This window comes from Pseudomonadaceae bacterium SI-3 (genome assembly GCA_004010935.1).
GTDB lineage: Bacteria > Pseudomonadota > Gammaproteobacteria > Pseudomonadales > Pseudomonadaceae > Stutzerimonas.
Genome location: CP026511.1, coordinates 2,748,415 through 2,774,671, shown reverse-complemented (window position 1 = coordinate 2,774,671; position 26,257 = coordinate 2,748,415). Strand labels below are relative to the sequence as shown.

The 26,257-nt window shown below is 62.0% G+C and carries 22 protein-coding genes; 7 read left to right on the top strand and 15 right to left on the bottom strand.

Annotated features, from left to right (window positions below):
- Positions 1 to 7 precede the first annotated feature (7 nt).
- The gene (locus tag C1896_12920; protein ID AZZ45712.1) at positions 8 to 1,117 is read right to left on the bottom strand and encodes a gluconolactonase; all 1,110 of its coding nucleotides are present in this window, start codon (positions 1,115 to 1,117) and stop codon (positions 8 to 10) included.
- A gap of 383 nt (positions 1,118 to 1,500) precedes the next feature.
- Here C1896_12920 and C1896_12915 point away from each other — a divergent pair, with 383 nt between their 5' ends.
- Entirely contained in the window at positions 1,501 to 3,864 is a 2,364-nt protein-coding gene (locus tag C1896_12915; protein ID AZZ47665.1) for a DNA polymerase II, read from the top strand.
- A gap of 6 nt (positions 3,865 to 3,870) precedes the next feature.
- Here the strand turns inward: C1896_12915 and C1896_12910 are convergent, their stop codons facing one another.
- On the bottom strand, positions 3,871 to 4,896 hold the full coding sequence (locus C1896_12910) for a cation transporter (protein AZZ45711.1): 1,026 nt from the start codon (positions 4,894 to 4,896) through the stop codon (positions 3,871 to 3,873).
- A gap of 258 nt (positions 4,897 to 5,154) precedes the next feature.
- On the opposite strand from C1896_12910, the gene C1896_12905 reads away from it, so the two are divergent.
- Positions 5,155 to 5,361 carry a DUF3079 domain-containing protein gene (locus tag C1896_12905; protein AZZ45710.1) on the top strand — a complete coding sequence of 69 codons (207 nt, stop codon included), beginning with the start codon at positions 5,155 to 5,157 and terminating at the stop codon, positions 5,359 to 5,361.
- A gap of 22 nt (positions 5,362 to 5,383) precedes the next feature.
- On the opposite strand, the gene C1896_12900 is transcribed toward C1896_12905, so the two are convergent.
- The 6 genes from C1896_12900 to C1896_12875 are packed head-to-tail and all read right to left on the bottom strand — an operon-like array spanning position 5,384 to position 10,797.
- Entirely contained in the window at positions 5,384 to 7,342 is a 1,959-nt protein-coding gene (locus tag C1896_12900; GenBank protein ID AZZ45709.1) for a hybrid sensor histidine kinase/response regulator, read from the bottom strand.
- Positions 7,332 to 8,189 (bottom strand): histidine kinase, encoded by an 858-nt coding sequence (locus tag C1896_12895; GenBank protein ID AZZ45708.1) that lies wholly within the window; start codon positions 8,187 to 8,189, stop codon positions 7,332 to 7,334. Before C1896_12895 ends, C1896_12900 begins: the two co-directional genes overlap by 11 nt.
- Entirely contained in the window at positions 8,182 to 9,186 is a 1,005-nt protein-coding gene (locus C1896_12890; protein AZZ47664.1) for a transcriptional regulator, read from the bottom strand. The genes C1896_12895 and C1896_12890 overlap by 8 nt, the downstream gene beginning before the upstream one ends.
- Positions 9,183 to 9,587 carry an anti-sigma regulatory factor gene (locus C1896_12885; GenBank protein ID AZZ45707.1) on the bottom strand — a complete coding sequence of 135 codons (405 nt, stop codon included), beginning with the start codon at positions 9,585 to 9,587 and terminating at the stop codon, positions 9,183 to 9,185. Before C1896_12885 ends, C1896_12890 begins: the two co-directional genes overlap by 4 nt.
- On the bottom strand, positions 9,584 to 9,946 hold the full coding sequence (locus C1896_12880; protein ID AZZ47663.1) for an STAS domain-containing protein: 363 nt from the start codon (positions 9,944 to 9,946) through the stop codon (positions 9,584 to 9,586). Before C1896_12880 ends, C1896_12885 begins: the two co-directional genes overlap by 4 nt.
- Positions 9,946 to 10,797 (bottom strand): polyvinylalcohol dehydrogenase, encoded by an 852-nt coding sequence (locus C1896_12875; GenBank protein ID AZZ45706.1) that lies wholly within the window; start codon positions 10,795 to 10,797, stop codon positions 9,946 to 9,948. Before C1896_12875 ends, C1896_12880 begins: the two co-directional genes overlap by 1 nt.
- A gap of 501 nt (positions 10,798 to 11,298) precedes the next feature.
- On the opposite strand from C1896_12875, the gene C1896_12870 reads away from it, so the two are divergent.
- On the top strand, positions 11,299 to 13,413 hold the full coding sequence (locus tag C1896_12870) for a hypothetical protein (GenBank protein ID AZZ45705.1): 2,115 nt from the start codon (positions 11,299 to 11,301) through the stop codon (positions 13,411 to 13,413).
- 18 nt (positions 13,414 to 13,431) lie between these two features.
- Here C1896_12870 and C1896_12865 read toward each other — a convergent pair whose 3' ends face one another.
- A complete protein-coding gene (locus tag C1896_12865; protein ID AZZ45704.1) occupies positions 13,432 to 14,109 on the bottom strand; it encodes a TIGR04211 family SH3 domain-containing protein in 678 nt (225 codons plus the stop codon).
- A gap of 353 nt (positions 14,110 to 14,462) precedes the next feature.
- A complete protein-coding gene (locus tag C1896_12860; GenBank protein AZZ45703.1) occupies positions 14,463 to 14,771 on the bottom strand; it encodes a hypothetical protein in 309 nt (102 codons plus the stop codon).
- A gap of 142 nt (positions 14,772 to 14,913) precedes the next feature.
- Between C1896_12860 and C1896_12855 the strand changes: the two genes are divergently transcribed.
- Positions 14,914 to 15,555 carry an acetoacetate decarboxylase gene (locus tag C1896_12855; GenBank protein ID AZZ45702.1) on the top strand — a complete coding sequence of 214 codons (642 nt, stop codon included), beginning with the start codon at positions 14,914 to 14,916 and terminating at the stop codon, positions 15,553 to 15,555.
- Here the strand turns inward: C1896_12855 and C1896_12850 are convergent.
- Positions 15,552 to 17,252, bottom strand: a complete 1,701-nt coding sequence (locus C1896_12850; GenBank protein ID AZZ45701.1) for an amine oxidase — start codon at positions 17,250 to 17,252, stop codon at positions 15,552 to 15,554. The genes C1896_12855 and C1896_12850 overlap by 4 nt on opposite strands.
- Here C1896_12850 and C1896_12845 point away from each other — a divergent pair.
- Positions 17,239 to 17,565 (top strand): hypothetical protein, encoded by a 327-nt coding sequence (locus tag C1896_12845; protein ID AZZ45700.1) that lies wholly within the window; start codon positions 17,239 to 17,241, stop codon positions 17,563 to 17,565. The genes C1896_12850 and C1896_12845 overlap by 14 nt on opposite strands.
- A 9-nt stretch (positions 17,566 to 17,574) precedes the next feature.
- Here the strand turns inward: C1896_12845 and C1896_12840 are convergent, their stop codons facing one another.
- The 4 genes from C1896_12840 to C1896_12825 all read right to left on the bottom strand — a co-directional run bounded on the left by C1896_12840 (position 17,575) and on the right by C1896_12825 (position 23,168).
- Positions 17,575 to 19,296, bottom strand: a complete 1,722-nt coding sequence (locus C1896_12840) for a protein kinase (protein AZZ45699.1) — start codon at positions 19,294 to 19,296, stop codon at positions 17,575 to 17,577.
- A 40-nt stretch (positions 19,297 to 19,336) separates the two neighbouring features.
- Entirely contained in the window at positions 19,337 to 20,152 is an 816-nt protein-coding gene (locus C1896_12835; protein ID AZZ45698.1) for a formate/nitrite transporter family protein, read from the bottom strand.
- An 80-nt stretch (positions 20,153 to 20,232) separates the two neighbouring features.
- A complete protein-coding gene (gene nirD / locus C1896_12830; GenBank protein ID AZZ45697.1) occupies positions 20,233 to 20,610 on the bottom strand; it encodes a nitrite reductase (NAD(P)H) small subunit in 378 nt (125 codons plus the stop codon).
- Positions 20,610 to 23,168, bottom strand: coding sequence for a nitrite reductase (NAD(P)H) (locus tag C1896_12825; GenBank protein AZZ45696.1), 2,559 nt, complete (start codon positions 23,166 to 23,168; stop codon positions 20,610 to 20,612). Before C1896_12825 ends, nirD begins: the two co-directional genes overlap by 1 nt.
- Before the next feature lie 557 nt (positions 23,169 to 23,725).
- Here C1896_12825 and C1896_12820 point away from each other — a divergent pair.
- Together C1896_12820 and C1896_12815 are read left to right on the top strand one after the other, a co-directional pair.
- Entirely contained in the window at positions 23,726 to 24,550 is an 825-nt protein-coding gene (locus tag C1896_12820) for an aldo/keto reductase (protein ID AZZ47662.1), read from the top strand.
- 171 nt (positions 24,551 to 24,721) lie between these two features.
- Positions 24,722 to 26,068, top strand: coding sequence for a PEP-CTERM sorting domain-containing protein (locus C1896_12815; protein ID AZZ45695.1), 1,347 nt, complete (start codon positions 24,722 to 24,724; stop codon positions 26,066 to 26,068).
- Positions 26,069 to 26,257: the final 189 nt, after the last annotated feature.

The window sequence follows — 26,257 nt, the reverse complement described above, 5'->3', positions numbered from 1 at the left end:
CGCCCGCTCAGCTGCCGTACTTGCCGAAGCTCGCGTCGCGCGTGTTGACGTAGAGCGCATACAGCGAATGGCTGCTGGCCATGAACAGGCGGTTGCCCTTGGCGCCCCCGAAGCACAGATTGGCGCAGCGTTCCGGCAGCCGGATCTTGCCGATGGCCTTGCCCGCTGGGTTGAAAATCATCACGCCATCGAGGTCGGCGGTCACCGCTTCCGGGGCGCCTGAGCTACCCCAACCGCACCACAAATTACCGTCTTCGTCGCACTTGATGCCATCCAGTGCGCCATACGCCGATGCCTCGATGTGCTTGCGGCGTTCGCCCAGCGTGCCATCCTCATTGACCGGGTAGGCCCAGATCAGCCGGTTCGGTTTGGCGCGCCCTTCAACTACATAGAGCGTGTTCTGGTCGGGTGAGAAGCACAGCCCGTTGGGACCGGAGATCGAGTCGATCACTCGGGTCACGGCGCCGCTTGCCCCGTCGATGCGGTAGACCGCGTCTGGCAGCTCGGTCTCGATCTTGTGCCCTTCATAATAGTTGCCGGTCTGAAAGGGTGGGTCGGTGAACCACACCGAGCCGTCCTGATGCACCGCCAGGTCATTGGGCGAATTGAAGCGTTTGCCCTCGAACCGATCGGCCAGCACCGTGATGCTGCCGTCGGGCTCGGTGCGGGTCACACGGCGACCGATATCGTTGGTCGTTGAGCCTTCGCACGTCAGCAGCCGACCCTGTAGGTCGCGCGCCAAGCCGTTGGAGTGATTCGAGGGCTGGCGATAGACATCGAACGAGCCAGTGATCTCATCCCAGCGCATGATGCGGTTTTCCGGGATATCGCTGACCAGCAGGTAGCGAGCATCGCCCACCCAGACCGGACCTTCAGCCCAGCGCATACCGCTGGCGATCTTCTCGACGCTGGCGTTGAACAGCCTGTACTTGGCGAAGCTCTCGTCGAGAATCTCCACCAGCTCGTCTGGATAGCGCTGGGTCAAGGGTTCGGCGACGGCGAGCCGGGACAGGCCCAGGCTGCCCATGGAGGCGACACCGGCCGACACCATCAAGGAAGACTTCAGAAAAGCGCGGCGTTCACCGTTGGTGGTGAAGTCGTTGTTACGTTCTGTCATGGCGGAATCCTTCAGGCTTATCAGGGGAGGCGTGATGTCGAGCGGATGCAGGCGCGACTGCCCGCAGAAAGGCGTTTGGGCTCGCGAATGGTGGGCTGTGAACAGAACAGGGCGACAGCGAGAGACAGGCCGGTGGCGGCGTACTGGCGTAAGGCATGGTGATTCCATTGTTATTATTAGGTCAGTCATCGTACAACCTCGTCGAGTATCGACAGTGATTTGCAGCCTGTCAAAGCGATAAGGCGATAAACACGCCATTGAGGAGGGCCAAGAAGAGCACCAGCCAGAAATGACATCGTATGAGTTGCCGCGTCGCGCTGCCGCCCTTGATGCGCTGATGCCACGTAGAATGGGCGGCTTCGAATGGGTGAGGTATGCGAACGGTGGATCTGCAGCAGGGCTTCGTGCTGACCCGGCATTGGCGAGATACGGCGGCCGGCACCGAAGTGGAGTTCTGGCTGGCGACTGATACCGGCCCACGTCGCTTGCGCGTGCCGTACCAGCCTTCGGTTGCCTTCATTCCGGCGACGCAGCAGCGCAAGGTCGAATTGCTGCTCAAAGGCGAGCGCGACGTCGAACTGCGGCCGCTGAACCTGATCGATTTCCGCCATCGCCCGGTGGTCGGCCTGTATTGCAAGCAGCACCGTCAGTTGATGAATCTCGAGAAGCGCCTGCGCGGTGCAGGACTGGATGTGTACGAGGGCGACATTCGCCCGCCGGAGCGCTACCTGATGGAGCGCTTCATCACCGCACCGGTGAGCTTTACCGGCCAGCCGGATGCCGACGGTGTGCTGTTGGAGGCGCAGATCAAACCGGCACCGGACTATCGCCCGCAGCTCCGGCTCGTCTCGCTGGATATCGAAACCACGATGCGCGGCGAGCTGTATTCCATTGCGTTGGAGGGCTGCGGCCAGCGGCAGGTCTACATGCTCGGCCCGGCCAACGGAGATGGCTCCGGCGTGGATTTCGAACTGGAATATTGCGACAGCCGCAAACAGCTGATCGAACGGTTGAACGGCTGGATGGCGCGGCATGACCCAGACGGCATCATCGGCTGGAACCTGGTGCAGTTCGATCTGCGGGTGCTGCGTGATCAGGCTCAGCGCTACCAGGTGCCGCTACGCTTGGGCCGCGGCGGGGAGGAAATGGCCTGGCGCGAGCACGGCAGCCGAGGCAACCACTTTTTCGCCGCAGCGGCGGGGCGGCTGATCATCGATGGCATCGAGGCCCTGCGTTCGGCCACCTGGAGCTTCCCCTCGTTCAGCCTGGAAAATGTCGCGCAGACCTTGCTCGGTGAGGGCAAGGCGATCGACACGCCGTACCAGCGCATGGACGAAATCAACCGCATGTTCGCCGAGGACAAGCCGGCTTTGGCGCGCTACAACCTCAAGGACTGCGAACTGGTCACGCGCATCTTCGCCAAGACCGAACTGCTGACGTTTTTGCTCGAACGGGCCACCGTCACCGGGTTGCCACCCGACCGTAGCGGCGGGTCGGTGGCTGCCTTCGAACACCTCTACATCCCGCTGATGCACCGTCAGGGCTTCGTCGCGCCGAATCTCGGCGAGCGGCCGCCCGAGGCCAGCCCTGGCGGCTTCGTCATGAATTCTCAGCCGGGCCTGTACGAATCGGTGCTGGTGTTGGACTACAAGAGCCTCTACCCCTCGATCATCCGTACCTTTCTCATCGATCCGGTGGGGCTGGTCGAAGGCATGCGCCAACCGGAAGACAGCGACTCGGTGCCGGGCTTCCGTGGTGCGCGCTTCTCGCGTACGCGCCATTGCCTGCCGGCCATCGTCGAGCGCGTCTGGGAAGGCCGCGAGTCGGCCAAGCGTGAAGGCAACAAGCCGCTGTCCCAGGCGCTGAAAATCATCATGAACGCCTTCTACGGCGTACTCGGCTCCAGCGGCTGCCGATTCTTCGATCCGCGGCTGGCGTCGTCGATTACCCTGCGCGGCCACGAGATCATGCGGCGCACCCGCGAGCTGATCGAAGCCGAGGGCTACAGCGTGATCTACGGCGATACCGATTCCACCTTCGTCTGGCTAAAGCGCGCCCACAGCGACGAGGACGCGGCGCGCATCGGCAAGGGGTTGGTGCAGCAGATCAACCAGTGGTGGCGCGAGCACTTGCAGCGCGAATTCGGTCTGCATAGCGCCTTGGAGTTGCAGTTCGAGAGCCACTTCAAGCGCTTTCTGATGCCGACCATTCGCGGCGCGGAGGAGGGTAGCAAGAAGCGCTATGCCGGGCTGGTCACCCGCGCCGATGGCAGTGATGGCCTGGTCTTCAAAGGGCTGGAAACGGTGCGCACCGACTGGTCGCCATTGGCCCAGCAGTTTCAGCAGGAACTGTATCGACTGATCTTCAATCGCGAGCCCTACCAAGACTACGTACGCAGCTACGTCCAGCGGACGTTGGCCGGCGAGCTGGACGAGCTGCTGATCTTCCGCAAGCGTCTGCGTCGGCGCCTGGATGACTACGAGCGCAACGTGCCGCCGCATGTGCGCGCCGCCCGTATCGCCGATGAATACAACCTGCAGCAGGGTCGCCAGCGGCAGTACCAGAATGGCGGCTGGATCAGCTACTTGATCACCGTGGCCGGCCCGGAACCACTGGAAGTGCGGCGCGCACCGATCGACTATGACCATTACGTCAGCCGCCAGCTGCAACCCATCGCCGATGCCATCCTGCCGTTCGTCAACGATAGTTTCAGCGCGTTGATCGACGAACAACTCGGGTTGTTTTGACCGCGCTCAGCCGAGCTGGCTTTTGCCGAGCACCATGGCCACGCCGGCGAAATACAAGCCGATCAAGGTGACGCTTTCGAACCCGATCTTGCCCAGCCCGTGCTTCTCTCGGCGCAGCAGGCCCATGAGCAACACGCCGGTCATCAATATCGACAGGGCCACCCAGAGCAGGACATTGCTGGAAATATGGTGGTAGATCGAACCGTCGCGATAGGCGACATCCGAGGCAGCGACGAACAGCGTGTCGAACGCGTTGCCACCGATGATGCCGCCGACGGCCAGCGTCAGGGCGCCACGCCTGACAGCCGCGACCGAAGTGACCAGTTCTGGCAGGGACGTCACCACGGCGGTCAATAGGACGCCCACTGCCGCTTCGCTAAGCCAGGTATGCAAAGCAATCTCGCTGGCCGACGCTTCCAGCAGCCAGCCGCTGATACCGAGTATCGCAGCCATGATCACGAAGCGAACCCAGAGCGAAGTCAGCGAGCGGTTCGTTGACTGTTCGTCCGGGGTGTCCTCACGGGTCTCGCGGGTCCGCGCTGGCAACCACATGGCTTCGTTTTGGCCCTTTGCTATTACGCGCAAGCCATAGAGGTAGCCGAGCAGCAGCAGCGGAGTGACCGGGTGGATCGCCCACACGGTGACATCTGGCGAAAAACTGCCGACGAGGATCAGAGACAGCAGACACAACACCAGCGTGCCTTGCATGAGGTTGCCGATGGAAGCAGCTGCGTGTTCGAGGTTGACTCGCCGCAAGGCAAGGTCGGCCACCGTCAGAAATAACGTTTGCACCGCGATGCCACCCAGTGCGTTGCTCATCGCCAATTCTGGCTGCCCTTGCCAGGCAGCTGTAACGGACAGGACAATTCCGGACAGGGACGTCGCCATTCCCAGCAGGATCGCGCCAGCCATCGCTTCGCCCATGCCGGTGCGGTCGGCGAGTTCATCGACTACCCGCGTCAGACGGGTACCTACGATGCCAATCACGACTGCGCAGACCAATAGCAGGCCCACGCTCATCGACAATCCCATTGCCTGAAGTTGTGGCAAAAACAGGCCCTCTGGTGCGGCCGCTTGATTGCGGCAATGACTAAGTAGAGCGGCTCGATTGGCCTGGGTTCAGCTCGCGAGGTCCGAAGAAGGGCAACTCGGATGGCCAAGGGATGCGATTGGGCGCGCTGCCAAGCCGCTACGAACTGGTCGGGAATGGCCGATCTTGAGCCTGGTCAAGTTCAGCCAGCAGAGGTCTGTTTAGCCTAAGGGCTTCTATCAAGCGAATCCCGAGGCCTGATGGCCAAGAAATTCCCACTCAACCCGCCGCATCCCGAGCGCATCTGCTGGGGTTGTGATCGCTATTGCCCCGCCGACTCCCTGGCCTGCGGCAATGGCGCCGGCAGGACTCAGCATCCGGCTGAAATGATGGGCGACGACTGGTACGAGTTCGGCGACTGGGGAGACCTGATCGCGGCTGACAAGGCTGGCAAGAACCAGAAATAGCGTCGCTGGTGCTTCTGCCCGATCAGTCCGCAGCGAGAGTTGCTGACTGATCGAGCAGCTGCCGCACTTTGCCGAGCAACTCGTCGATCTGGAATGGCTTGACCACCATGTCCATTCCGGCAGCGAGAAAGCGATCTCGGCGCACCGCGTTCTCGGCGTAACCCGTCATGAACAGCACAGGTAGAGCCGGGCGATAAGTTCGCGCTGCGTCAGCCAGGTCCCGCCCGGAAAGCTGTGGAAGCCCCACGTCCGTCAAAAGCAGATCGACGCTGGTGTCGTCCTGCAACACCGACAACGCAGTGGCGACATCGGCGGCTTGGCTGCATCGATAGCCAGCCTCGCTCAGCATCTCGGCTACCAACATGCGGATTGCCGGCATGTCCTCGACGATCAGTACGTGCTCGCCGTTGCCCAGCGGCGTGTCGCTGACCGAGGCAGCAGCCGGCTGGGTGGCAGTGGCGGCGGGCAGCACCAGCGAGACTTCCGTGCCTTCGCCGACAACACTGCTAAGCCTGGCTTCGCCACCGGATTGCCGGGCGAACCCGTAGATCGATGACAATCCCAGGCCTGTGCCCTGGCCAAGCGGCTTGGTGGTGAAGAAGGGGTCGAACACCTTGCCAAGCACTTCCGGTGCGATACCGGTGCCGTCATCCTCCACTGTCAGCACGACGTAGTTTCCATCTGCCAGGTCCGCATCGCCCTCTGACCGCAAGCTCGCGGTGCGGATGGTGATCTTGCCGCCACGGGGCAGGGCATCGCGTGCGTTGATAACCAGATTGAGGATGGCGCTTTCGAGCTGGTTGGCGTCAACCTGTGCCACCGCGCCTTGCTCGGACAGCTCCAGATTCAGCGATATATGCTCGCCAATGGTTCGCTGCAACAGCTCCTCGAGCGAGCGGATCTGGTCGTTGAGGTCCGCTGGCCGTGCATCCAAGGGTTGCTGGCGGGCAAAGGCCAGCAGACGATTGGTCATCGATGCGGCGCTGCGGGCCGAATTCAGCGCGGTGTCGGCAAAGCGCAGGACCGCATCGGTGCGGCCTTCGTGCACGCGTCTCTTCAGCAGCTCGATGCCGGTGATGATCCCAGTCAGCAGATTATTGAAATCATGCGCGATGCCGCCGGTCAGCTTGCCCAGCGCGTCCATTTTCTGCGCCTGCATCAGCTGCCCTTCGGTGCGGACGCGCTCGGCAACTTCTCGGGCAAGCTCGTTGGTGGCGTTGTCGAGTTGCTGCCGTTGCGAACGCTCACGTTGACGCTGCTCGGTAATGTCTTCGATAACGACCAGCCCGAGTTCAGAGGCCCGGTATGGCGAAACCTGCCACTTGGTCTCGCGACGCTCCCCAGCCACCTGAATGAACAACGTGTCATGCCAGCGAGCACCACTCGCGAGGCTTGCCCGCAGCGACAGCAGCTTGGCTTCCTGCCCCTCGGCAAGGCTTGCCGTAAGCGCAGAGGGTTCCGGCTGATTGCCCAACAGCAGGGACAGCGCACGGTTGCTTTCGTGGATTTGCAGCCGCGGGTCGATCACCGCGATGGGCGCCGCTACCTGGGAAAAGATTTCACGAAAGCGTGCCTCGCTTTCACGCAGGGCATGCTCGGTGTCCCGCACCCGCAACAGTGTGCGCAGCGTAGCCAGGAGCACGTCCGGATCGACAGGGTGAATGAGGTAGGCGTCGGCCCCCGCATCCAGGCCGGTGATGATATCGCCGGTCTGAATAGACGCTGCGGAAACGTGAATGACCGGCAGCAGCCGCGTGCGGTCATCGGTTCGCAGCTGCCGTACGATGTCGAAGCCGCTCATGTCCGGCAGATTCACATCGAGAATCAGCGCGTCGATCGCTTCGGTGGCAATCAGGTCCAGTCCTTCGGTGCCCGTTCCGGCTTCGAGCACGGCATAACCGTGGCGCTCAAGCACCCGGCGTATCGCGTAGCGCGTGGCCGCGTTGTCGTCGACGACCAGCAGCTGGCTCTTATGCTCCATCAGCGCGCTCCGCGGAGATCGCGACGGGAATGACTACATAGAACGTCGACCCCACCCCCGGCTTGCTGTCGACGCCAACGCGGCCACCCAGCAGTTCGGCGAAGCGCTTGCACAGCGACAGTCCCAGGCCGGTGCCGCGCAGACGCTTTTGCAATGGCGTATCGATCTGAACGAAGTCTTCGAACAGGTTGCCGTGCAAGTCTTCCGGAATGCCGATGCCTGTGTCCGTCACGGCGAAGCGAACCTCGCCGTCACCCTCGGCACAGGCGGAAATGCGTACTTCGCCGTTCTGGGTGAACTTGAGCGCATTGGAGATGAAGTTACGCAAAATTTGCGCGAGCTTCTTGTCGTCCGTGTACAGCCGCGGCATGTCGTGCGGCTCCTCGAAAATCAGATCCACCGCGTTGGCATCGACGATCGGGCGAAACATTCCGCGCAAGGCGGCGAACAAATCCAGCATGTCGAACCAGGCGGGCGATATGGTGATGCGGCCGGCTTCGATCTTGGCGAGATCGAGCAGGTCGTCGACCATGTCGCTGAGTTCCCCAGCAGCGCCATTGATGAACGACACCTGCTTGTGCTGTTCCGGGCTGAGCGGGCCGTCCAGCTCATCGCTGAGCAGACGGGTAATGCTGCGAATGGAACCCAAGGGCGTACGGAACTCGTGGCTCATGTAGGACAAGAAGCGGCTTTTCAGGTCCGACGCCTGTCTGAGCTGCTCGGCCTGGGTGTCGAGTTCGGCATAGAGCGCGAGGACGCCCTGGTTGGTTTCCTCGAGTTCGGCGCGCAGCAGATCGTTCTCGCTGCGCAGCTGTTCGATGAGGTCGTTCGTGTTCGAGTCAGTCACCGAGTTCCTCCAGCGCAATCACCATAACGGTCACGTCATCTCGACCACGGCAGAAGTCGCGGTGCAACAGCGCTGCAATAATCGCCGGGTGACGGTGCACCAGGCCGGGGTAGTCGCGCAGGTCCCAACGCGACTGCAAGCCGTCGCTGTACATGATCAATAATTGTTGACCGTCGACCGGATAATCGAAGGCTACAGCCTTGCGGAACTGCGAGCCGACGATACCGGGGTGCGAGGCCAGGCCGCGGCTTTTTTCAGGGGTCAGCAGGCAGGCACCGATGTTTCCGATTCCGGCGAAACGCACCTTGCCCACGTCATACAGGGCGATAGCTGCTGCGCCGCCCCGCGTGCCGGTCATCGCCCGGTGCATGTCGAGCATGCTGATCGTTGGGTCGGCAAACGGGTCCTCGGCGAACGCGGCGGCCCCAGCCAGGCCGGCCGCCTCGGCATCTTCGCCATGTCCGATACCGTCGATGACCAACGCGCTGAGACGCGAGCCATCGACAGCCAGATGCCAGACGTCGCCGCAGGCCGGATCGTTCTTCAGTGAATGCTGACTGACCCCGAACCGAAGGGGCAGGGCCGAGACGTGGCGAGGGTACAGCTGCGCCAGTACCACTGAGCCTCTGCTGTCGGAATGGATATCGAACAACTGTGCCTGACGCATCAACGCACCGAGCCCGGTCCCCTGAGTGCCGCCGGTGGAAAAACCATCGGCCAGGCATTCGTTGGGGTTGAAGCCGGGACCACGGTCGATCGCGATCAGCTCAATGCCCTGTCCGCTCTGCGCCGGGATTCTGCGCAGGTGCAAAGCCCCATGCTGCGCATGTTTGAGCAAGTTGGTTGCCAGCTCCGTAGCCACCAGAGCGACGCGTCCGGCATCGGTCTCATCGAATGCACACCCAACGGCCAGCGATTGCGCGACGCGTCGCGCATGGCCGACCTGGCTTTCGTCTTCGATCGGCAGGACGGTGGTCATTGACCCCTGAATGTTCATGACCATTTAGTGATGCTGATGCGTGTGCCGACGCCGGGCGTGCTGTCGAGCTCGAAGTCGTCCACTAAGCGCTTGGCACCAGTTAGCCCAAGCCCAAGGCCGCCGCCAGAGGTCCAGCCATCGGTCAAGGCCAGCTTAATGTCAGCAATGCCTGGACCCTCGTCACGGAAGGTCAGCCGAATGCCGGTTCGGGTGCCTTCGTCCAGGACCTCCCAGTCCATATCGCCGCCGCCGCCGTAAACCACGGTGTTACGGGCCAATTCGCTGACTGCGGTGACCAGCTTGGTTTGATCGATCAAGCGCATGCCGCAATCCTGAGCCAGCTTGCGGACTGCCTGCCGTGCCAGTACCACGTCCTGTTCGATCCGTACTGGAGTGCTGCCGCTACGGCGCACGGTCATTTATCGGCCATCCGCTTATGCAGCAACTGCATGCCTCTCTCGACATTGAGCGCTGTGCTGACGCCCTGCAATGTCAGGCCCAGTTCGACCAGGGTAATCGCAACGGCGGGTTGCATGCCGACCACTACTGTCTCCGCGTCCATAATGCTCGACAGGCCGGAGATCGAACTGATCATGCGGCCAATGAACGAGTCGACCATGTCCAGCGCGGAAATGTCGATCAGCACGGCCTTGGCAGAGGTGCTGCTGATGCGCTCGGCGAGATCATCCTGCAAGGTCATCGCCAGTTGGTCGTGCATGTCGACCTGAATGGTGACGAGGAGAAACTCGCCCATTCGCAATATCGGAATGCGTTCCATCATACCGCCTTCGTGACAGTCAGCCCGGAGCGACGCAGCGCAAGCGCCAGCGCGTCGGCGAGAGAAGCCTTAGTAACAATGCCCTGAAGGTCGAGACCCAGGTGCACGATAGTCTGCGCGATCTGCGGACGTACTCCGCTGATGATGCAGTCAGCGCCCATCAGGCGGATCGCAGTGACGGTTTTTAGGAGGTGCTGCGCCACCAGTGTGTCCACGGTTGGCACGCCGGTGATGTCGATGATGGCAATTTCCGAACCGGTATCGACGATGCGCTGCAGCAGCGACTCCATCACCACCTGGGTGCGTTGCGAGTCGAGGGTGCCGATCATCGGCAGCGCGAGGACGCCATCCCACAGCTTGACCACAGGTGTGGACAGCTCGAGCAGTTCTTCTTGCTGGCGCTTGATGACCGCTTCTCGGGATTTCTGGAAGGCGCGCACCGTGTGCAGGCCGAGTTGGTCGATTAGCTCGGACAGTGCCCAAAGTTGCTCGCCCAGCATCCCCGGCTCATCGGCGTATTCGGTCTGCAACAGCGGCAGCAATGGACGCTTGAACGAGAAGATGAAGCCAGCGGTTTGCTGCGAATCGAACCCCAGCAGGACGCGGCTGTGGGACAGCTGCTCGAGGAATAGGCGCATCTCTTCCCAGTTTCCCGCCCGCAGATCAGTGGATTCTGCCTGGCCAGCGCCTTCGATGAGCAAACGGAGGAAGTCGGTAGTCTGCTGGCGAAACTCTTCGATCTTGACGTTGCGGTACAAGCCGCTGGCTTCGAGTTCGCGGGTCCAGCTGTCGAGCAGCTCATGCTCTTTCTTGGCGATTACGTTGAATGTGCGTTGTTGTAATGCTGCCATTAGCGCTTTTCCTTATGGGAGTGCCGCAGTAGCCGAGTTTGATCCACATTTTCCGCAGGTGTTCCGGTAGCGCAAAACTACCGTCGCGCGCTGCACATCGTCGGTGCGGCAGTTGGATCGGGCTGGATGAAAAGCGGAGCAATGCCACGGTCTGTTTGGTGGCCGCAGCTATGAGTGTTGTCCGCTCGGTTTGGAGGGTGCTGTCCGCCAGGCTAGAAGCGCAGGGACCTGTGTATGACGAAGGTTTCGCATTTCGCCTCAAGTTGACGGTTCGGTCAAGCCGTAGGCGGACGCTTCACACCGAATGATGGGCAGAAAGCCAGCAGAACGCCGCTCGGTAGATACTGATCTGCGTCAGCTTGAAGAAACAGGGCATGAGCCGAAACAGCGTTGAATGTGATCGCGTACACGGTGTCGTCTTACGGTATCGGACTGATGGCACTTCGCCTTTATTGGCTTTTCGGTCAAGATTCGCGCTCTTCGCTTAAGGTAGTCAGGCCAATGCTGGTCGGTAGTTACAACAATATCCTCGTGTTCTTCTCGTTCGTTGTGGCGGTTCTGGCTTCCTATACCGCCCTCGACATGGCCGGCAGGGTGGCTACTTCGTCGGGTCGAGCGGCGCAGCTGTGGTGGATCGGCGGCGCGTTTGCCATGGGACTGGGTATCTGGTCCATGCATTTCATCGGCATGCTGGCCTTCAGTCTGCCGTTTGCTCTGGGCTACGACCCGCTGATTACTGCCGGCTCGCTGGTGCTCGCCATCGTCGCGTCGGCACTGGCCCTGTGGCTGGTGTGCCAGCGTGAGTTGCGCTGGACCCACCTGGTATATGGCTCGCTGTTGATTGGTGCCGGCATCGCGGCGATGCACTACAGCGGCATGGCCGCCATGCGCATTCAGCCAGGGATCGTATACGACCCCGGCTGGCTGATCGTTTCGGTCGCAATAGCGGTGATGGCTTCCGGCGCCGCGCTGTGGCTGGCCTTTCGGTTACGCGCCGACCTGCAGCATGTACGGGTCTGGCGCGGCGCCGCGGCGCTGGTCATGGGCTTGGCGATCGCGGGCATGCATTACACGGGGATGGCGGCGGCAAGCTTTCCGGAGGGCAGTTTCTGCGGCGCTGCGAACGGTGTGGATACCAACTGGCTGGCATTGCTGGTCATCGTCGTGACGCTTGCTGTCCTGGCGATCACGCTGATCGTTTCGGTGCTCGACGCGCGCCTGCAGGCGCGCACCTCGGTACTGGCCAATTCGCTGGAGAAGGCCAACGGCGAGCTCATGCAGCTGGCGCTGCATGACAATCTAACCCGTCTACCGAACCGTCTTCTGTTGGAGGATCGCCTGAGCCAGGCGCTCAAAATGGCGCAGCGTGAACAGACGTGCTTTGCCGTGATGTTCATGGATCTTGACGGCTTCAAGGCGGTGAACGATGCCTACGGGCACCACCTCGGCGATCAGCTGCTGATCGGTGTCACTGATCGTCTGCGCGCCTGCATAAGGGAGCAGGACACCCTGGCTCGTCTCGGTGGGGACGAATTCGTGCTACTTACGAGTATTTCCAGCCCGGACGATGCCGCGACCGTCGCCGCCAAGCTGGTGCATTGCATTGCCGAGCCCTTCGTGCTGTCGCGCCACCAGCTCAGCGTATCGCTGAGCGTCGGTATCGCGGTATTTCCGGGCGACGGGGAGGTCGAACGGGATCTGCTGCTGCACGCCGATGCGGCCATGTATCACACCAAGAGTGCAGGGCGGAACGGCTACAGCTTTTTTGAAGCATCGATGAACGCCAACGCGGTGGAGCATTTGCAATTGCTCAATGATCTGCGTCTGGCGGAGGCGCGCGGTGAGCTACGGCTGCATTACCAGCCCAAGTTCGAGGCGCCTGCCGGTCCGGTACGCGGCTTCGAGGCGCTGCTGCGCTGGCAGCATTCGCAGCGTGGCATGCTCTCGCCAGACGTTTTCCTACCGCTGGCGGAAAAAACCGGGCTGATCGTGCCGATCGGCAAATGGGTAGTAAACGAGGCCTGTCGGCAGCTGAGCGAGTGGCACGGCCAAGGTCTGACGCACTGGACGGTCGCGGTCAATCTGTCAGCCGTGCAGTTCGAACAGCCGGATCTGCTTGAGGTGGTGGTCGATGCCATCAGACGCCACGGCATCCCGCCTGCAATGCTCACAGTCGAAATTACTGAAAGCGTTGCCATGCGCAGCCCGGAAAGCACCATCGAGACGCTGCAGAAGCTCACCGATATGGGTGTAAAGGCCTCCATCGATGACTTCGGTACCGGCTATTCGAGCCTGCTTTATCTCAAGCGGCTGCCCGCCAGCGAGCTGAAGATTGACAGGGCTTTCGTCCGCGAAATGAGCGCCGGCAACGAGGACTCGGTGATCGTATCGGCGATCATCGCGCTGGCCAAGGCGCTGGGGCTTGAAGTCGTGGCCGAAGGCGTGGAGACCGCCGATCAGCAGATGTTCCTCACCCGCCTGGGCTGCGAGACCCTGCAAGGCTTCCTGCTCGACCGGCCGATGACACCGGGCCAAATCCGTGCGCGCATCGAGCATGCACTGCCCGGCGAGTCGGTCTTCGCCACGGGGCGTCAGTTGCTGACTGAGCCGGCCTGATTTGCCCGGGACTCAGGCTCAGAACCAGCGATCGTTGCGCTTTCGGCCACGGGTCATGGCTGGAAGGATCAGCCCGACCAGCAGCCCCGCGCCGGCGATACTGCCGCCGTAGACCATGTAGCGCATCAACACCTGATTGTTTTCGTCGCCTAACCGCGCCTGGGCGTCACGCAATTCAGATTCGGTGGCGGTGAGGGCTTCATCCAGGGCCAGGCGGCGTGCTTCCAGTTCATCGATCAGCGTCTTGCGCGAATCTAGGGTCTCTTGCATGCCCTGCACGCGCGTCTTCCAGGACTCATCGATGGTTTTCAGTTCTTCGCTTAGCTCGGCAACCTGTTGCTCGAGTTGCGGCAGGCGTTCGGCCTGGCCAGGGACTTCCTGCAGGTCGCTGCTGCGGATCCAGACACGGTCGCCGTTCTCACCGCGAACCTGGCTGTAGTCTCCGCTGGTATCCAGCAGCTCGACCTTCTGACCGGAGGTGAGGCTGCCAACGATGCGATAGCCGTCGGTGGGCCCGCTGCGGACATAGGTGCTCAAGGTGTCGCTGACCCAGCGGTCGTTGCCTGCTTCTTGAGCGTGGGCTGGCGTGATGACCGCCAACAGCGTACCCATCAGGCCGGCGCTGAAGGCGCGGCGTTGAGTAGCGGACCAGGAAATACGGGATAAAAGTGCAACGAGATGACGTGATAGGGACATGAATAGTGTTCGCGCTGGCAAAAATGGAGGCCCTGATGAACGGGCCGAACATAAGCGGAGTTCCGGGCTGGCGAGGTGCGCCAGCAGCGCGTTTCGACAAGTCGAACAGTAGGCGCCGGATGTGCCGATCGTAAGCGGGAGGATGCTTTCTCCCTGGGTTGGGCCAGTGACCCTGTAGTCCTGCAGACTGGACTGACAGCGCGCAGCCATCGGGGTTCATTAAATTTTCATGGTTTTGTGCAGGGCTGGGTAACGTGGAATGAGGCTCGAATCCAATCTCCGGCTGCGAAGGCAGTTGCGGACAGGCCGCCGTGCTTCTCACTGAGCGGATCAGAAAAGAAAGGAGCGCCGCTTTACAGCAGTTCGACCTGCTGGGCGCGGATCAAGATATGTTCCTGACGAAAGCGGGTCTCCAATGACGCGCGATAATCCGTCCACCAGGCACGGTCCAGCTCTGGCGTCATCACCTCATAAATAACCAGATCGTCGCGCACGGCATGGCTGCCGTCTTCTTGCCATAGTCCGTCGACAGGGGCGCGGCTGTGGGCGGTCAGGCCACCAAACTTATGGATGAGGCCGTCTCGGACCTCAGAGAACAGCGACTTCGGTAATGGCTGCTGGTCGTTGTCGTACAGCGGCAGAAAGAGATGGATCAGGTACATGCTTAGGGTCCGAGCAATAGCGTTCTTTCTGATATGACCACTGGGCGAGTGCGCGATGCGATGGCTCGGATCGACGGCATCTCAGCGCTGTCGACTGAGGACCAACCAATGCATGCCGTGAGTGAGGCCAATAGTGGACGCGATGAATTCCGAGCATGAGCAAGCGGCCTTTCCGTGCGCGCCATGGCAGCTTCGAGGTGCGGCGTGCTTGTCTATGTGGAAACTGCCGGAGACAGCGCTGGGCCAGCTCGCGCCAGATCCTGGTTTGCCTATCCTGAAGATCGCTGGCAACGCGTTTATTGCAACGATCTGGGCCCAATACAGCGGCGGCACACTGCGCTATGACGAGTTGGCGGTTGCGGTATTGGTTCGAGGAAAAGGGCTGCTGGTGCCGGCAGGCTCGGTGGCCGCGATCTGGGTAAACGACGCTATGTCGGCGGAGGGCGGCCGCCGCCTCTGGCATATCCCCAAAGTGTTGGCGCGTTTCGAAACGCTGGCCTCTGAGCGCGCGTTCACCGGGACGATGATGCTTGATGATCAATTCGTAGCCGCTTTGAGCTTCGAAGCAGATGCTGCCTTGCCAGTAAGGCCGCGAATGAGCGGTTTCGTCATCCAGCCTGGCATCGGCGGGCCGCTGCGCACCCGGTGCACGGTCAAGGGCGCGCTTTGTCTGGGGCGGGCACACTGGACAATCGATCCGGCCGGTCCGCTGGCCGCTCTCCATGGTCGTCGGCCACTGCTCAGCGTCGGGCTTAGGGCGATGGATGCTGCGTTTGGAGTCTAGAAGCCATCGGGGCCGTCACTGCGCCTGAGCCATTTGGTAAGGCCTCCGGGCACCGGTGTCGGTAACGCCAGCTTCGCTGTGATGCCGCGCTCTGCCAGCAGCTGTTCGGCCGCGAGCGCTCCCGCACGGGTAGCGCTTTCCATGCAGAACGGTAGGCCGGTGTCGACCCAGTCGCCCGCGATGAACAGGCCTTTTTCCTGATGTATTGCCGGTCGGCTGGTTTCGATTCCGGGGGCCGCGCAGGGAACCGACATCGGGATGTGGTGCACCGCTGCGCCTATCAGATTGGCCTGTCGTGCTGCGGGGGCGAAGTCGGCGATTTCCGCAAGCGTTGCGTCGATGATTTCCCGATCCGACAGCTCGGCGGCGCGGTGGCTCCAGATGATGTTGGTGGCGAGCATGGAGCCAGGCCCGGTGGTGCCGTCACGGATGTTCGACAGGTCGTAGAAGTCCGTGTTGAAGCAACCCGGCGACCAGGGGCGCGCCCAGAAGCGAGCGTCGCTGAGCATGCGGTCGAACCACAGGTAGCAACTGATGTAAGGGCTGGGCTCGAAGACTGCCGCGGTCATCGTTAGCGAGTGTTGCCGAGGCAGCACCGATTCGATAGCGGTGGGCGGCACGGCCAGCACCACCGCTGGCGCTTCGACGCCGGAACCATCGGCAAGCGTTACTCTGGTTACGTTCGAGCCGTGTCGAACCAGGCCATTTATAGCGCAGCCGAAGCGTACCTCGCTGCCGTTGCGCTGTAGCACTTGAATCGCTGGCCAGGCATAGAGGTCGCTGAGCCCGACCTTTGGAAAGCCGAAGGCCAGGTCGTTGTGCCCCAGGCCCTGCGCCAGCAGGCGCATCAGTGAGGCGGCCGAGCATTTCTCGACCGGCACATTCAGGGTTGCCATCGCCGCCGACGCCCAGAACCAGTCGATAAAGCCGGGGTTGACGCCGGCGCTCAGCAAGTAGTCGCGCCCGCTTTGGTCATCCAGCGCCATCAGTTCGCGCGGTGAGCTGCGCATGGTGCGCCAGCCCAAACGGATGTTGCTCAGCAGGTGACGCAGCGGGACGTTGCGCAGCACCTGCGGCAGGTTGCGTACATAGTGCAGCGGTGCGGGTAGACCGCCGACCTTGAATCGCAGGTGCTTGCCCCTGTCGAGTACCGTCAGCAATTCCTCCGTTTGCCAGCAAATCTGATGAGCCGTGCCCAGGCGTTCCAGCAATGCCTGCATGTTTGCGTATTTATTGAGCAGCACATGGGGGCCGATATCCACCTCGAAACCGGTGGCGGGGTCGGCCCAGCTGCGAGCGCGACCGCCCGGTACGTCACTGCTTTCCAGCACGACGACGCGCAGTCCAGCATCGGCCAGGTGCACTGCACAGGAAAGACCGGCGATGCCTGCGCCGACGATGACGACATCGGCCAGTTGGCCGGGAGGAGTGGGAGTCAAAGTCAGGCCTCGCCATAGGTGTGCTGAAAGATCAAAGCAACAACCAAAACAAGGCTGTTTCAGATCTGGCAGCTTATCTTCTGCAGACGTTCCGATCAGGGGCCGAACGGCAACCTGGCCAATCGCTAGGTCTTCTTCGGTTAGCGGCACCTGCAGCGATCGCGCGTCGGCTGATCGGCGGGGCGAATTTGCGATCGCGGCCGGACTCCAAGCAATACAAGCATTAGCTAGAGGTAACCCGAAAATGGAATCGTCCAACCCCTCGGTGACCGCGCTGCAGAAAGCTCAGGACATCACTTCACGCTGGGCCGATGGCGAGCTGGGCGCCGAAGAGGCACAACATGCGCTCAAATCGGTCTTCGATCAGTGGCAGCCCGCTGATGCCACGACCGAGGCCGAGCAGGTCGCCGAGTCCTCACTGGCGGCGGCGCGTATCGCCTTTCAGGATTGGCAACAGCGTGGCGAGAATTGCGAGGAGCTGGTGACCCAGCTGCGCTGGATTCTCGATCCGTCGAAGGACGGCGTCACCGATCCCGCGCTTAACGTGTACGCGCCACATCGTTCCGAGTGAGGCGGTTGCTTAACGAACCAGCAGCACGATCACGGTAATTGCCAGCACCAAAGACACACCTTTCCAGAACAGCACCGGGTTGCGCTCCAGAAGTGGCGGGCGCGCCTTGTTCAGAAAAGCCTGGTTCGGCTGGCGCAGCTCGAAGACGAACTCCGACAGGTCCTCATAGCGTTTGTAAGGGTCCGGATGCAGCGCTTTGCGCAGTACGTCATCAATCCACGCCGGCACGCCGCGATCGCGTTCGCGGATCGGTTGATAGCTGAGCTTGTTCTGCGCCGCACGGGTGCGGCAGCTGGCGACCTGAGTGCCGTAGGGCAGGGCACCGGTCAGCATCTGGTAAGTGATCACCGCCAGCGAAAACAGGTCGGATCGGGTGCTGCCACCTTCACCCAAAAAGTATTCCGGCGCCGTGTACTGGGCGGTGCCCAACAGCTCGTTGCGCTCGATGGGCGAAGCCACTTCCATAATGCCGGCAACGCGAGTGGAACCGAAGTCGATGATTTTCGCCGTTCCGGTGGCGTCGATCATGATGTTGGCCGGGCGCAGATCCTGATGCAGCATTTCCAGCCGGTGGAAGGCGCGAACGCCCTTGGCGACTTGCTCGACGATGCCGCGCACGATTTCCAGATCCGGGCGGGGATTGTCGATCATCCATTGCGCCAGCGTCTGGCCTTCAATGTATTCGCTGACGCTGTACAGGTAGTTGCGTTTGCGGGTCTGCAAGCATGGCTTGGCTACATGCGCGCTGTTGATGCGTCGCGCCACCCAGTCTTCCGTGAGAAACCGCTCCAGGTACTGCACGTCTCGTTGCAGGTCCATCGAGGGCGTCTTGATGATCACCGGCGTTTGGGTTTCATCATCGGTGGCGAGATACACATGGCTGCGGCTGCTGGCGTGCACCTCGCGCACGATGGTGTAGCCGTCGAATGCCGCGCGGGCTTCGAGAATGGGCGGGAAGGGCAGTTCGGTCAGTTGTTGCAGCAGCTCGTCCGGCTGCTGCAAGGGAAGCGTGTCGATACGCAGAATCTGCACGGTGAGGTTGTCGTCGCTGCCCTGTTCCAGTGCCTGCGCGACGATCGCCCGAGCGGCTGCATCGAGATCATCCATGTTGTGGGCGATAGCGCCGAGCATCGACGACGCGCTGATGTACTCATAGACGCCGTCGGTGGCCAGGATGAAGGTGTCGCCCACTTCTACAGGTTCGGCGCGGTAATCCAGGTCTAGCTGCGGGTGGATGCCCAATGCGCGGCTCAGGTAACTCTTGTCTTCCGAGACCCACATGCGGTGGTCATTGGTCAGTTGCTCCAGCGCAGCGCCCTGGACGCGGTAGATACGCGAGTCGCCCGCATGAAAGAGGTGCGCCGTGGTCGATTTGATGACCATCGCGCTGAAAGTGCAAACGTAGCCACGATCCGGATCGAAACGATAGGGGCTCTGTTGCCCCTGTGAGTGCAGCCAGGAATTGGTTGCCATTAGCACTCGTTGCGCCGAGGTTTTCACTGACCAGGCGTCGGACGTGCAGTAGTAGTCAGCGAAAAAGCCGCTGACGGCTGACTCGCTGGCAATGTGACTGACGGCGCTGCTGCTGATGCCATCCGCTAAGGCAATGGCGATGCCCTTGCTGCTCAGCTGTGGCTCTTTCGGAATGTAGACGCCGTGGAAATCCTGGTTGGTTTCCTTGGTGCCCTTGTCGGTGTATTGGCCCACCGAGACCTTGAGTTGACTGCTCATTAGATGCAGTGAACCCCGGTTGCCCGGGGTTCACCATCAATCAGCGTACCAACGCGCGCTTCGGTGCGGTCCGCACGTGGGTGGTGTAGAGCGTCAGGCCGGTGAAGGCCAGGCCGCCGACCAGGTTGCCCAGCGCCGTGGGAATTTCGTTCCAGACCATGTAATCCATGATCGAGAAGTTGCCGCCCATGATCATCGCCGAGGGGAACAGGAACATGTTCACCACCGAATGCTCGAAGCCCATGAAGAAGAACAGCATGATCGGCATCCACATGGCGATGACCTTGCCGCTGACCGAGGTGGAGATCATCGCGCCGACCACGCCCATCGAGACCATCCAATTGCACAGCATGCCGCGCAGGAAGATGGTGAACCAGCCAGCGGCGCCGAACTCGGCATAGCCCAGCGTCCGCGCTTCGCCGACGTGCGAGATCTTTTCGCCCACAGGACCCGGATCGGTGGAGAAGCCCATGGTGAAGACGAAGGCCATCATGAAGGCGACGGTGAGCGCACCGCCGAAGTTACCCAGAAACACCAGCCCCCAGTTGCGCAGCACGCCGTTGACGGTTACGCCCGGTCGCTTGTCCAGCAAGGCCAGCGGCGTGAGGACGAACACGCCGGTGAGCAGGTCGAACCCCATCAGGTAAAGCATGACGAAACCGACCGGGAACAACATTGCGCCCACCAGCGGCGAGCCGGTCTGCACGGTGATGGTCACGGCGAACACCGCAGCCAGTGCCAGGATGGCGCCCGCCATGAAGGCACGTATCAACGTGTCCCGCGTGGACATGAAAACCTTTGATTCACCGGCGTCGACCATTTTGGTGACGAATTCCGAGGGCACGATGTAGGACATTTTTCGGTTCTCTGGTTGTGTTGGCAAAGCAGGGGCATCCCTGCCGTAGGCGTATCGCTGCTCGTTGTGCCGGGCCGCGGTCAGGCCGCGGCGATCTCCACCGCATCGCCATTGAGGCGTACTGGCCAGACTTGCAATTGCTGTTCCGGGTATTCCAGACAGCTGCCGTCAGCCAAGCGGAAGTGCTGCTTGTACAGCGGTGAGGCGATCACCAGGTCGCCCTTGAGCTGCCCCAGAATGCCGCGGCCGATGACATTGGCGCCCGATTTCGGGTCCTTGTTGGCGATGGCGAAGACCTGTTCACCCGTCTCGGTTTCGGGCAGGTGAAACAGTGCGACCTGCTCGTCATCGAGCCAGGCGACCACGCCTGAATTGGCGACCAGATCGCGACGGCTGCAGAGCGCCCGCCAGCTGACGTTTTCACTCGGTTGCATGCGTACGGCGTTGGACTGGCTCATCAGAGCACCTCCTCGGTAACGGGAATCAGGTGAAGTTCGTGTGCATGTGCTGGGCGGCGCTGGCCGCGTTCCCTGACGAAGTGAACGTCCGGGTCGCCGCGCTGGTCGTTGACGAAGGTGCGGAAACGCTTGAGCTTCTCCGGATCCTTGATGGCGTTGGCCCACTCGCATTCGTAGCGGTCGACCACCAACTGGATCTGCGCTTCCAGCTCAGCGGCGAGATTCAGGCTGTCGTCGATGACGACTTCCTTGAGATAGTCGAGTCCGCCTTCGAGGGATTCGCGCCACACCGAGGTACGTTGCAGCTTGTCCGCGGTGCGGATGTAGAACATCAGGAAGCGGTCGATGTAGCGAATCAGCGTTTCATCATCGAGGTCGGTGGCGAACAGCTCGGCGTGACGTGGGCGCATGCCGCCGTTGCCGGCCACGTACAGGTTCCAGCCGTTTTCGGTAGCGATGACGCCGATGTCCTTGCTCTGTGCCTCGGCGCATTCGCGGGTGCAGCCGGAGACACCAAACTTGATTTTGTGCGGCGAGCGCAGGCCCTTGTAGCGATCCTCCAGGCGCAGCGCCATGCCGACGCTGTCTTGCACGCCGTAGCGGCACCAGGTGCTGCCGACACAGGATTTCACCGTGCGCAGGGATTTGCCGTAGGCGTGGCCGGTTTCGAAGCCGGCCTCGATCAGCTCACCCCAGATATCCGGCAGCTCGTGCAGCTGCGCGCCGAACAGGTCGATGCGCTGGCCACCGGTGATCTTGGTGTAGAGGTCATATTTCTTCGCGACTGCACCGAGGGCGATCAGCTTGTCCGGGGTGATCTCACCGCCGGCGATGCGCGGCACCACCGAATAGGTGCCGTTCTTCTGCATGTTCGCCATGAAGGTGTCGTTGGTGTCCTGTAGCGGGATCAGCCCCGGGTCGGTGATCGGCTGGTTCCAGCAAGACGCGAGGATCGAGCCCACCGCCGGCTTGCAGATGTCGCAGCCGGTATGACCTCGACCATGCTTGGCCAACAGCTCAGCGAAACTGATGATGCCTTCGACTCGCACGATGCCGTACAGCTCCTGGCGGGTATGGCCGAAGTGTTCGCAGAGGCTCTTGTCGACTTCGACGCCACGAGCGGTCAGCTCGTGCTCGAACACCTGCTTGAGCAGCGCGCTGCAACCCCCGCAGCCGGTGCCGGCCTTGGTCGCGGCTTTCAGTTCGCCGAGATCGGTGATGCCCGCGTCGACCTGGCAGCACACCGCGCCCTTGGTGACGTTGTGGCAGGAGCAGAGGGTTGCGGTGTCGGGCAGGGCATCGGCGCCCAAGGTCGGTGCGCCATCCGACAGCGGCAGGATCAGGCTGGACGGATCTGCCGGCAGCTTGATGCCGTTCTGCGCGTACTGCAGCAGGGTGTCGTAGTAACTGTTGTCGCCGATCAGCACGGCTCCGATGACGCGCTTGCCATCTTCGGACAGCACCAGGCGGCGGTAGCTGGCGTTGGCTTCGTCGATGAAGCGATAACTCTTGGCGCCGGGTGTGGCGGCGTGGGCATCGCCGATGGAGCCGACGTCGACGCCGAGCAGCTTGAGCTTGGTCGACATGTCCGCACCGCTGAAGGGCTGGTGCGGCTCGCCGCAGAGCAGGGCGGCCAGATTGCGCGCCATGGTGTACCCCGGCGCGACCAGCCCATAGACCATGGCGTTCCAGGAGGCGCATTCGCCGATGGCGAAGATTGACGGGTCGTTGGTGCGGTAGTCAGCGTCGATCACGATGCCACCGCGCGGTGCGACGTCGAGTTCGGCGCTGCGGGCCAGCGCGTCCTGCGGGCGGATACCAGCGGAGAAGACAATCAGATCGGTTTCCAGATGGTCGCCATCGTTGAAGTTCATCCGGTAGGCGTATTCCTCACCGATGACGATTTCCTGCGTGGCGCGGGACAGATGCACGCCGACGCCCAGCGCTTCGATGCGGGCCTTGAGCGCCTTGCCGGCTTCCTCGTCCAGCTGCACCGGCATCAGGCGTGGGGCGAACTCGACCACATGGGCTTCGAGGCCGAGCGATTTGAGCGCATTGGCCGCTTCCAGCCCGAGCAGTCCGCCACCAACGACCACGCCGCGCTTGGCGTTGCTGGCGGCGGCGCGGATGGCGTCCAGATCATCCAGGGTGCGGTAGACCAGTCGCGAATTGCCCTCGGCGCCCGGAATTGGCGGTACGAACGGGTAGGAACCAGTCGCCAGAACCAGCTTGTCGTAGGGCTGGCGGCCTTCGCGGGTGACCACTTCTTTGCGTTCACGGTCGATTTCCAACACCTGCACGCCAAGGTGCATATGCACGCCGTGGGCGGCGTAATAGTCGGCATCGCACATGGCCAGTGAGTCGGCATCACGGCCGCCGAAGTATTCGGACAGGTGCACCCGGTCGTAGGCGCGCTGACGCTCTTCACCGTAGACATGCAATTGGTACTGGCTCAGTGCGCCGCGCTCGATCAGTTGCTCGACGCAGTGGTGACCCACCATCCCGTTGCCGATGACGACCAGCGTTTCACTTTTGAGCGGGGTGACGATTGCGTTCATGACCGGTTCCTCCGTCGACACCGCGTGCGGTGTCGTCGTACAAAAACAAAAAAGGCGCCTGGAGCTGTCGTGCAGCTCCAGGCGCCTTTGCCTGGTATTAGGATTTGTGGGGTGCTGGCGAGCGACGTTGCCCGGTGCACCCGTCCCGTGCCACTCGTGGCTGATGGTCTTCGTTGACCGCGGGAGATGCTGCCGAATTGGTCGGCAGGCTTTGCATAGGCCATAGCAGGTTGCGTGCCAGCGACCTTAAAGCAGGGCGTGAGGGCGGAGCTGCACGGGGTTGGTGGGCTGAAGCCCACCCTACGGGGCAAGGCTTTTGTAGGGTGGGCTTCAGCCCACAGTCAAAGCTGAACCACAAAGGTGCGGTCTTCGCGAAAAGCTCCCTTTTTTGGGGCGATTCGCCAAGCGTTGCGATCAGGGAGCAGAACCTTGCGTCCTGGGACCGGTCAGTACACGACCTTCCGGTCGCGGCATCGTTATCCTTGCGGCTGGCCTCATCCCCTGACGAAACTGGAGATCACTTGAACAAGGTCGTCGAACAACCTCTTTTGCTGGGCATGATGCGCCTGATGCAATACCCCGAACTGGCGCAGCCGCAGGCGCTGCTGGGCTTCATCGAGCGCTGTGTGGAGCGCGGCCTGAGCGGTTTCGATCACGCCGATATCTATGGTGCTGGTGAGTGCGAGGCGCATTTTGGCGCAGCATTGCAACTGCGCCCGGCGTTGCGCGAGCAGGTCCAGCTGATCGGCAAGGCCGACATCGTGCCCGCTGCGCAGGACAGCTCGCGCTGGCAGGTCAAGCACTACAACACCCGGGCGGACTACCTCACCCAGGCGGTGGAGGGCTCGTTGAAGCGGTTGGGCGTGGAGCGCCTCGACGGCTTTCTGCTGCACCGCCCCGATCCCTTGCTGCGGGTCGATGAAGTCGCGCGGGCGCTGGATGATCTGGTCGGCAGCGGCAAGATCGGCTGGCTCGGGGTCTCCAATGCGGAGTTGTTGCACTGCCAGACGCTGGCGCGGGAGCTGCCGCTGCGTTGCAACCAGATCGAGCTGTCACTGCAGGCGCAGGACGCCGCGTGGGATGGTCGGTTGCACGCCATGGAGAGCGAAGGAGTGCATGTGCTGGCGTGGTCGCCGATGGGCGGTGGACGTTTCGGTCCTGAATTGCTGCGTGCGCTCGACGAGGTTGGCGCGGCGTTGAATGCCACAGCCAATCAGGTCGCCCTGGCCTGGCTGCGCAAGCTGCCCGGCAAGCCGGTCCCGATCCTCGGTAGCCTACGCTGGGAGCGAATCGAGGAAGCGCTACTGGGCGCCGAGCTGCAACTTGATACTCAGACCTGGTTCTATCTCGCTCAGGCGGCGCGAGGGCATGAGGTCGCCTGACGCGCTTTGGGGCTAGGCGTAAGGTGCTTTTCGCCGAACGGTGCCGGCGTAATGACGCTTATTCAGCTATAGCCATATTCCTGACACAGTGACTTTCTAAGGTGGTTCTCCGGTGCCAGAGTGCCGCGCATGTCGCACGGCGCAGGCTCCAAACGGATGGAGACACCCAACATGCGAATCCCGAAGCCGCTGGTCGTGGCGCTTGCCGCTGCGATCTCTGCCCCCGCCATGGCTGCCACCAATACCCTGGAGGGTTGGGCGATGATGCCTGCCGATACGTTCTCCGACGGCCCGACGTCGGGTCAGATGGCCAACGCGAACCCCTACGGCACCTTCGCGCCACCCTATGAAAACCGCCAGCCGGTACAGGGCTTTTCCGCCGTGCTGCCGGGCGCAGATGAAAACAGCTTTATATTCATGACCGACAACGGCTTCGGTGGGCAAACGAACTCTGCCGATGCGCTGTTGCGGCTCTACAGCGTGCGGCCGGATTTCCGTACCGCCAGCGGCGGCAGCGGCAAGGTCAGCGCCAGCGACTATCTCAGTGGTGCGCCGCTGGCTCGCTTCACTCATCCGTCGCGCCTGACGCTCAACGACATCAATCAAAAGCTGGAACTGCCGATTCAGGCCGACTACCGCTTCTATTACAACGACGGCTCCAAGCCGCGCGTAGACAGTGCCATCGATTTCGGTCGCCTGCTGACGGGCGCCGACCTGGACGTCGAGTCCGTGCGCCGCGACAAGAACTGCGCCATGTGGTTTGGTGATGAGTTCGGTCCGTACCTGGTGAAGACCGATGCCTCCGGCACCGTTACCCGTAGCGCCATCTCGCTACCGGGCGTTTACGCGCCGCAGCATGCGGACGTAGTGGCTGGGCGCGCAACCGCCAATCTGGGTGGGTCAGGTGGCTTCGAAGGCATGGCGATCAACCCGCGCGGCGATCGGCTGTACGCGCTGTTGGAAAAGTCCGTCAGCGGCGATCCGGCCGGCACACTGCGAATCAACGAGTTCGACATCGATCAGGAGCGCTATAGCGGCAAGGTGTTCTTCTATCGCCTGCAGGCGCCGGAGCACGCCATCGGTGACATGACCGCCATCGACGAGACACGCTTTCTTGTCATCGAGCGCAATGGCGCTACCGCAACCAACGGCACCCCGTTCAAGAAGATCTACCTGATCGACATCCGTGGTGTCGCCAGTGGTGGTGCCGTGCATAAAACCGAAGTGGTCGACCTCATGCAGCTGGCCGACCCCGACGACCTGAACGGCGACGGCCAGCGGTCGTTCACCTTTCCCTACGTGACCATCGAAAGCGTGCTGCCGCTGGATGCGCGCACCTTGCTAGTCACCAACGACAACAACTTTCCTTATGGAGGAGGGCGGGGCCTCAATGCGGACGTTACCGAGTTCCTGAAGATTCGCTTGGCCAAGCCGATCCCTGGCGTGCGGCCGCCGCATCTGCAACAGGCTAGGGATGCGCGCCGCTGCGAACTGTCTGCTGGGCTAGGTCAAGGCTGAGCAGGCCCGATTCGCTTGATGGTTGAGTACGGATCGCGAGCAAGCTCGCTCCTACAAAATCATGCGGTTTCGCTGGTGCAGCGTTAGGCGCGACGGGAACGCCGAGTCCTTGCTCGCGAAAATAATGAGGCGGCGGCTGCCCACGGATAGTTGGGCGCCGCCGACTCCTACTTCGGCCGTTGAGCGGGG